This is a genomic window from candidate division KSB1 bacterium, assembly GCA_022562085.1.
Classification (GTDB): domain Bacteria; phylum Zhuqueibacterota; class Zhuqueibacteria; order Oceanimicrobiales; family Oceanimicrobiaceae; genus Oceanimicrobium.
Genome location: JADFPY010000191.1, coordinates 1 through 8,443 on the forward strand (window position 1 = coordinate 1; position 8,443 = coordinate 8,443).

8 protein-coding genes and 1 pseudogene are annotated in these 8,443 nt (G+C 47.3%); 4 read left to right on the forward strand and 5 right to left on the reverse strand.

Going from position 1 to position 8,443, the window contains the following annotated elements:
• From IH879_14790 to IH879_14805, 4 genes and pseudogenes are all read left to right on the forward strand, one after another.
• Positions 1-278: NAD(P)(+) transhydrogenase (Re/Si-specific) subunit alpha (locus IH879_14790; protein MCH7676200.1), on the forward strand; the 278-nt coding region annotated here is incomplete at its 5' end.
• Between the two features lie 6 nt (positions 279-284).
• Complete coding sequence (locus tag IH879_14795) at positions 285-581, forward strand: NAD(P) transhydrogenase subunit alpha (protein MCH7676201.1); 297 nt, start codon at positions 285-287, stop codon at positions 579-581.
• Between the two features lie 9 nt (positions 582-590).
• Positions 591-1,972, forward strand: a pseudogene (locus IH879_14800) (NAD(P)(+) transhydrogenase (Re/Si-specific) subunit beta).
• A gap of 164 nt (positions 1,973-2,136) precedes the next feature.
• Complete coding sequence (locus tag IH879_14805; GenBank protein MCH7676202.1) at positions 2,137-2,571, forward strand: CBS domain-containing protein; 435 nt, start codon at positions 2,137-2,139, stop codon at positions 2,569-2,571.
• 12 nt (positions 2,572-2,583) lie between these two features.
• On the opposite strand, the gene IH879_14810 is transcribed toward IH879_14805, so the two are convergent.
• The 5 genes from IH879_14810 to IH879_14830 form a co-directional block, all read right to left on the reverse strand.
• On the reverse strand, positions 2,584-3,273 hold the full coding sequence (locus IH879_14810) for a J domain-containing protein (protein ID MCH7676203.1): 690 nt from the start codon (positions 3,271-3,273) through the stop codon (positions 2,584-2,586).
• Between the two features lie 83 nt (positions 3,274-3,356).
• Positions 3,357-4,559 (reverse strand): PP2C family protein-serine/threonine phosphatase, encoded by a 1,203-nt coding sequence (locus tag IH879_14815; GenBank protein ID MCH7676204.1) that lies wholly within the window; start codon positions 4,557-4,559, stop codon positions 3,357-3,359.
• A gap of 361 nt (positions 4,560-4,920) precedes the next feature.
• Positions 4,921-5,901: an endonuclease/exonuclease/phosphatase family protein gene (locus IH879_14820; protein ID MCH7676205.1), complete on the reverse strand. Its 981-nt coding sequence runs from the start codon at positions 5,899-5,901 to the stop codon at positions 4,921-4,923.
• A 186-nt stretch (positions 5,902-6,087) separates the two neighbouring features.
• Entirely contained in the window at positions 6,088-6,687 is a 600-nt protein-coding gene (locus IH879_14825) for an NAD(P)H-dependent oxidoreductase (protein MCH7676206.1), read from the reverse strand.
• A gap of 272 nt (positions 6,688-6,959) precedes the next feature.
• Positions 6,960-8,423, reverse strand: a complete 1,464-nt coding sequence (locus IH879_14830) for a sodium:alanine symporter family protein (protein MCH7676207.1) — start codon at positions 8,421-8,423, stop codon at positions 6,960-6,962.
• Positions 8,424-8,443 lie beyond the last annotated feature (20 nt).

Sequence of the window (8,443 nt, forward strand, 5' to 3'; positions counted from 1 at the left end):
CTGTAGCAGAAGGCGGAAACTGCTCCCTGTCGAAAGAAAATGAGGTTGTTGAAAAATATGGCGTAACTGTTTTTGGCGTCGTAAATATTGCCAGAACGGTTCCGGTTCATGCCAGCCAAATGCATTCGAAAAATGTCACAAATTTGTTCAAACACCTTTTCAAGGATGGTAACAGCACCATCGATTTGAATGATGAGATAACGAGAGGCGCCTGTATTACTCACAACGGTGAGATTATAAACGAAATGGTTCGAACTGTTTTCAAAAAGGAGAGTTGAAATTCTATGACCGAAGTGCAGCTGATTTTTTCTATTTATGTTTTCGTATTAGCAATTTTTGTTGGCTTCGAAGTCATCACGAAAGTGCCGCCACTTTTGCATACCCCGTTGATGTCCGGTTCCAATGCGATTTCCGGAATCACCATTGTCGGGGCTTTGTTGAGCGCTGGCTCGGGCCAGACATCCATTGCAACCATCCTCGGTTTATTGGCAGTCATCTTTGCCGCAATCAACGTTGTCGGTGGATTTATGGTAACGGATCGAATGTTAGAAATGTTCAAAAAGGAGAAAGATAAGAAGTAAACGGAACCTATGCCGACTTTGACAAATCTAGCCTACCTGGCAGCGGCGGTGCTATTCATACTGGGACTGAAGAATCTAGGATCTCCCAAGACCGCGCGTCGTGGCAATTTACTTGCCATGTTGGCAATGCTTATTGCCATTGTTGTTACGTTACTTGACAAACAGATCGTTGACTTTACCTACATTCTTGTGGGATTGATTATCGGTTCAGCGATCGGCGGCTTTGCGCCCAAAAAGTGCAATTGACCGACATGCCGCAATTGGTGGCAATTTCCAACGGCCTTGGTGGGGGTGCTTCAGCCCTCGTTGCCGCTTCCGAATATTTTCGATTCACCGGTGAACCGCAAGCCTATGTCGTTGCGACCATTGTTTTGAGCGTACTGATTGGCACGGTTACTTTCAGCGGCAGCCTCATTGCATTTGCTAAATTGCAAGGCATCATGCGTGGTGCACCAATTGTTTTCACTCTACAACAAGCAGTAAATGCAGTTATCATTCTTGCAATTCTTGTTTTAGGAGTCATTTTTGTTCTCAACCCTTTATCCGTTAAGCTGTTGATCGCGGTTCTGGTGCTCTCGCTTTTGCTTGGCGTTCTTTCCGTCATTGCCATTGGCGGCGCGGATATGCCGGTGGTGATCTCCCTGCTCAACGCCTACTCAGGGATTGCGGCAGCCGGTCACGGTTGGGTTTTGAACAATAGTGTGCTGATCATTGCCGGTTCGCTGGTGGGCGCGGCCGGGTTTATTCTCACCGCTATCATGTCGAAAGCCATGAACCGCTCGCTCGCCAATATCATTTTTGCCGGGGTTGGCGCCGAGGTCGCCTCAGAGGAAGAGAGCGAAGATATTTACGCCGGCCGGGTTAAAGCTGCCTCACCTGAAGAAGTGGCGATGATGTTAGAAGGCGCCCGGCGGGTCGTCATCGCTCCGGGATACGGTATGGCGGTCGCCCACGCCCAGTATGCAATTCGAGACCTGGTAAACACGCTCGAATCGAAAGGAGTTGACGTCGAGTTTGCGATTCATCCGGTTGCCGGACGCATGCCGGGGCACATGAACGTGTTGCTGGCCGAGGCACACATTCCCTACGAAAAATTAAAGGATCTGGACACGATCAATCCCTCTTTCGAACAGACGGATGTGGTCCTGGTCGTGGGGGCCAACGACGTGGTAAATCCCCTGGCGCGAGAGGCCGACCCTTCGATTCCAATCGCCGGCATGCCGATTCTAAACGTGGACATGGCCCGTTCTGTGGTCGTCATCAAGCGCAGTCTCAGCCCGGGCTTTGCCGGGATTGCCAATCCCCTGTTTGCAGCCGATAATTCTTTGATGCTTTTCGGCGACGCCAAGCAGATGATTACTGAGCTTACGGCTGCTCTGAAGGAGATATGAAATCGCCACGCTTTGATGTTTCGAAGAGCGATGAGCGAAAAGCGTAGAGCGCAACAAAACAAAACTATATTCATGATAACGTGTTTTCGCTCCTCGCTCTTCCGGATCGTTGAGGTTTTGATAAATTTTCTATTTAATGTAAATTTTGACTGAGGAGTCAAGCTATGAAATATGTCAATCAGCTTTTGCAAGGAAAGGGGCAAGACGTCTGGTCAGTTGAGCCCGATACACCGGTTTTCCAGGCTCTCGAACTGATGGCGGAGAAGAATTGCGGGGCTGTGCTGGTGCTGAAAGACGACAAGTTAGTAGGTATTTTATCCGAACGGGATTACGCCAGGAAGGTTATCCTCAAAGGAAAATCATCTAAAAACATCCCGGTGAAATCAATCATGAGTTCCCGTGTAGTCTGCATCCGCACGGATCAGACTATCGATGATTGCATGGCGCTGATGACCGACAAACGAATCCGCCACCTGCCGGTCCTGGATGATGAGAAGCTGGTTGGAGTTATTTCGATTGGCGATGTGGTTAAGGCCGTCATCTCCGAACAGGAATTTGTTATTCATCAGCTTGAGAATTATATTACCGGGTCGCAGTGAAATCTGCCTATCTTAAGCAGCAGCTGAGTAAAACACCCCACTCTGGTTGGAAAAGGTAACACTGCAAAAATGCACACCAACTGTGTAAATGGTTCTACCTTTTAAGAAAATTTTGTAAGAATGCTTTACCTCGGCAATTGCTTTCAAAGAGGGTCCGCTGATTTTTATAACCGACTTCGATTTTAGTTTTTCCCAACAGCGGAAACGCATCCCTTCCGGAGAAATATCAATCATTTCAGCTTCCATGCCTTTTTGCGGCCAGGTGGTGAAGTAGTTTATCTTGCCGGATTTTTTTCGGCGTGCAATGGTGCGGCGGCAGCTTTGTTTTAACTCTTCTTCGCCAAAAGATTTAAGCGGGGAGCGACAGGTAGCACAGCGCTCGTTTGGATTGGCCTGACGGGCAAGCGGCCGTTTACAAAACGGACAAAAGAAAGTGATAAAAGGCATCCTCTGATCTGTTGACTCCTGGAAAGGCTTCTTGGTATATTTTTCATAAAGTTTTTTATCATAGGCAGACCGCCTGTTTCTGTCACTCAGGGTAGCATAAGCTTCGTTTAAAACTTTTGCATTCCAGTGATCTCCGCCGAGATCAGGGTGCACTTTTAATTCTTTCAGCAACGCGCGGTAACTGGCGCGGATCACTTCGAAAGGGGCATCCGGCTGAACCTGCAGCAGACGGTAATAGTTGCGACGATTTATCATAGAGATTTAAGTTAATGACTCTTTGATTATCGTCAGATTGTCTATCAAAGATGATACTTGGGAGTTAGTTTTTGGGAGAGGAGTTAAATATTCGCTAATCTCTTAATAACAACCAACGTACTGTCATCATCCCACTTACTGCGATTTCCAAATTCATAAACTTTGTCAAAGATTAGCTTCAGGATTTCTTCTGCATCTTTGGACTGATTCTCGATTACCACCTCCTTCAGCCGGTCAATTTCAAAAAGGTCTCCTTTGCTATTTTCCCGCTCAAATAAGCCGTCGCTGTAAAGTAGCAGGACTGAGTTTGGTTCAATGCGAGTGTAAGACCGGTGCAGGGAGATTTCAGGCAGGGCGCCCAGAATGAGACCGGTTGCTGGCAAATCAGTCACTTGTTTCCCCTGAACCAAGAACGGCGCCGGGTGGCCGGCATTGACGAAAATCATGTGGCCGTCTTTTTCGATCTCACAGTAGAATAGCGAAACAAAGCGTGAAGAGTAGGTACTGCGGTAAATGACTTGATTCAGTTTTTGCAGAGTATAAACCATCTTCATGTGTTTTTCCAGGCCCATTCTTAAACCGACAACAATGTCCCGTACCAGCAGCGCCGCCGGGATGCCGTGACCGCTGGCGTCCCCAAGACAAACACCGAGAAGCTCATCATCAAATTCAAAATAGTCGTACAAATCCCCGCCGACAATTTCGGTTGGCTGGGATCGCCCGGCAATCTGGTATCCGGGAAATTCGGGCAGGTGATTGGGCAGCAGGCTTTTCTGAATGAGCGCCGCTTGTTCTAATTCAGTTTCAATGGCATCGGAGTAAAGTCGCTGATTCAGGGCCGAACGGATGGCATTGAGGGAAAAAGTCACTTCTTCGCGAACCCAACCCTCTGTTAATTCAAAAACGGCAATCCAGCGCTGCTCCGTGCTTCTTATAAGGATAGCGGCCGGGATAGCATATGTGTCCTGTTTACTCATCTCCGGGGCAATACTCATCAGTCTTTCATCATAAATGAAACTTCCGTGTTTGAGCACTTTTTGCACAGCTTCGTCTTGCGATGATATTTTTTTTGCAACAGGGTTACGTTGTGTGCCAATTGCTTCTGTTAATTCAAAATTGTCGCCTTTATCTTCATACAATCGCAAACTGCCAATATGTAAGGTCTCTTGAAAATTTTTATGAATTTCATTCAATATTGAACGCAGGAAGTTTTTACCTCTCGCATCCTGCTCAATTTTCTTAAGCAGGTCATCGAAATTGCGGTAGAATAGTTTTGGTTCGATCATTCTTTATCTAATTTTGTTTAATTGAAATTAAGGCGCTAATATATAGATTCAATGGGAAATTTACAATAAAAATATGAATGGCTTGAAGAATTGGCAGGAGCAGTGAATTAGTAACTGACAAGTAATTTTCTGCCATACTCGATAAAAGCATTCGAGCACAAGCTTTTTGGCAAGAAATGAAAATTCAAATCCCAAAAAGCAAAGATTTCACGCAAAGGCGCAAAGGGATCGCAAAGAAAAACCTTTGCGTATTCTTTGCGTCTCTGCGACTTTGCGTGCGCTTTTATTTTTTTTGGTTCCGGTTTATCCGGATTAGGTTGCAGGGGTCAATGAACTTTCACCGGCTGCTGAGTGGCATTGATCATTTCTTAAGATGGAGTGTTACGATCAAAGGGCGATGATCTGAAGCCAAATGATTCCTGTGGTCGAAGCTACGGGCAGCAATTGATTTGCTAATTTCCTTAATCGAAAATGAGAGCAGGATATGGTCGATCTGTTGGCGGACCCCCTGAAATTCATAAGTCCAGCGGCTGTCGAGTTGAGCTCTATCCCAAAAATTCACCAGGCCTGTTTGGATGAGATCTTCGTGAATGTCCTCTAATCCTCTAATTCTATGGATGGCGGGTTGGCCTTTTTTATCATTCAAATCACCGGCAACAATCACCATCTCATTGTTTTTCAAATGAGGCAAATAATGCCGTCTGACAATCGAGGCCTGGGCGATCCGCTGTTGATCTTGTTCGTGGCCGCCCCGCTCTGAAGACAGATGTATCACATACAGCAAAAATTCCTTTCCATGTGCTGAAATCTTGACGCGCATGCCTTTACTAAGGCCGGTATCTTTTTCCGTTTCAGGATCGTCGGGCTCTTGCAGATAAATTTCTCTTCCCGGTATGCGGAGAACCGGATCGCTTAGCGGAAATTTCGATAACACCGCGACATGCTGACGTGTGGTAAAATCTCTTGTTCGACCGACGATCACATGAGGATAGTTAATTCCTAACTTATTGATTTCATCACGAAGCTCCAAAACATCTGTCGAGTCTCCAACTTCGGTAAGTGCGAGAACGTCCGCGTTAATTTCCCGAAGGACACCGGCAACCGCGCGTGCTGCTTCATTAAACCTGGCATCCCGGAAGCCTGGCGCATTCCATTGCTGCCGGTCAGCCGAAGAAGCCTGACCCATATTGAACGGAAGTCCGAATTTGAGATGAACTTTAGGCCGGGTTAAGAACTCACAATTGAAAGTACCGATGACTAAGCTATCATTCTGGCTGTAAACTGCCCCGGGTAAGCTGCAAAGTACAAAAAATAGTATAAAATACTTTGGTAATTTTTTCATCACTGAACCATCGATTATGATTTGTAATACTCTAAACTTTTGCACTTTTTTTGTAGGAAAGATGGCATTTTTTTCCCAGCGAGTTTTTTGAAACGTGAAATGTCAAACGTGAGACCTATCCTTGCTAGCCTGAAATTTCAAAATAGAAGAGGCGCGTTTCACGTCTTACATCTCACGTTTGCCAGGTTAACCTTCTTTTCGCACCATTTCCTCAAGCGCAATCCGAGGGCAAATATTTTCTTTGATATAATCTGTCAAGTTAGTCGCAGCGCTGCGGATTCTTTTTTCAATTTTTTCGTCTGTGCAGTTGCCATCGTCATCAAACACATTGTGTACTGCGGCGATAGAAACCGGACCGGGCAGCACAATTGCACCAATGTGGCTGCACACGCTGCGCAGGTGCTCAAGTGCTTTAATTGCGCCGATTGCCCCTGCTGCGACGCCAAGCAAAGCCACAGGTTTCCCCGAAAGTACAGACGGGAATCCCAGGTTTTCGATCACCAGTTTGATGACACTGCTGTAGCTGCCGTGGTATTCCGGTGTGGAAAGGACAACGCCGGTGGCATTACTGACTAATTCCTTGAGCGTTTGCAAATCCGAAGATGGGGAGCCGTTTGCACCTGGCAGCGGTAAGTTCATGGTGCTTGGATCGATTACTTGGACGTCGATGCCTTTCTTTTTGAACTCGTCTTCCACTAAACGCAGCGCCTTCAATGTGAAATTGCCGGGGCGGACACTTCCACAGATAGCGACTATTTTGATATCGTCAATACATTCTTCCGACATGGCTGACTCCGGATTATGGTGTTTACTTTGGAAAATTAATTTTTACAACAGTTTTTCCAAAAATTAAAGCAGCGCTCTGCAGAAACAACAGGAATGTAGAGCTTCAGCATTGTTCCGCGCTACCCTTCCCAAGCAGGAGCTTAGGAAGAGGTGAGGCGAAAAGTACACAAACCATTCGCCTTAGTGTATCAGAAAATAACTGTATCCAATGCTTTTAGCATTGCCCGCCTTCTGCCCTTGCCAAGCGAGCGGCAGCTTGGAAGGAGGTAATTTTACGCCGTGCCACTCAGCCGATCCCGGGTTATTTTTGCCACCAAACCCGCGAGAAATAACAGACCGACTAAGTTGGGAATAGCCATGAGCGCATTGCCGATGTTGCCGAGACTCCAGACAATATTCAGGTATTTAATGCTTTCACCGGCCAGCGGCGTCAAGATTGCGCCAAAGAAAAGAAAGACAATAAAAATATATCGATACGGCATAATGATTTTGTTACCGCCTAAGTATTCAACGCATTTTTCGCCGTAATACGACCATCCTAACAAGGTCGTATACCCGAAAACGAAAGATGAAAACGCGATAATCGCTCCGCCAATTCCGTACGGGAAAACTGAGTCGAAGGCAGTTTGGGTAACCAGAATGCTGGTGATATTATCCGGTGCGTCAAAACCTTGCCAGGCCTGGGTTTTAACGTAAGCCCCGGTGAGCACGATGGTCAGGGTGGTCATGGTATTTACAAAAATCGTATCGATAAACACGCCGGTCATGGCGATGAGACCGTTCTTGGTCGGGTCTTCAGAAGTTGAGGCGCCCTGGGCAATTGCCGCGGAACCTAACCCTGCCTCGTTGGAGAGCAGGCCGCGGCTGACTCCGCTCTGAATGGCAATGCCGACCGTCGCGCCAACCAAAGGCTGGATGCCAAAAGCCGATTGGAAGATAAGCACAAACGCCGCCGGAATATCTGAAAAGTTTACCGCAATAATAATCAAAGAAAAGAGCACGTAAAAGGCGATCATCGCCGGCACCACTTTCTCTGAAACCCGGCCGATTTTTTTGATACCGCCGATAATAACGAAGCCGACCAGGGCGGCAATCGAACCACCAATGACCAGGTAATACAGAGTCGGCGCTATATCTGCGGCCGTGCCGCCGTGAAGGGCCTGGTTTAACGTGTTGGCCAGTGCCGCAGTCATCGAGTTGGACTGGGCCATATTACCGGTGCCGATCAGACAGGCGATGGCGCCGCAAACGGCAAATGTTCCTCCCAGGAACTTTCCGAGCGACTTGTTTTTTAAGCCGTTTTTCACATAATACATGGGGCCGCCGGCCATGGTGCCATTGGGGGCAACCTCGCGAAATTTTACCCCCAAAAAACCCTCAGCGTATTTGGTGGCCATGCCAAAGATTGCGGCAATCCACATATAAACCGGCGCGCCCGGCCCGCCGATGGCAATTGCCACGGCAACGCCGGCAATGTTGCCATTTCCGACTGTGGCGGCTAACGCAGTCATGAGCGCTGCAAAAGGTGAAATGTCGCCGGTGCCTTTTACAGAGCGGGACTCTTTCGAAAACAGCAGCTTCATCGAGTGGATAAAGTGGGTGAATTGCAGTCCGCGTGTTTTAAAGGTTAAAAATACTCCCGTACCCAGCAGGAGTATGATCATCTCCTTGCCAAAGAGCGTGGTGTCGATGGTGGTCGCCCAATACAAAAACTTATCAAAAAATCCTTCTCCCATAGGTCGTTCCTTTCTGAATT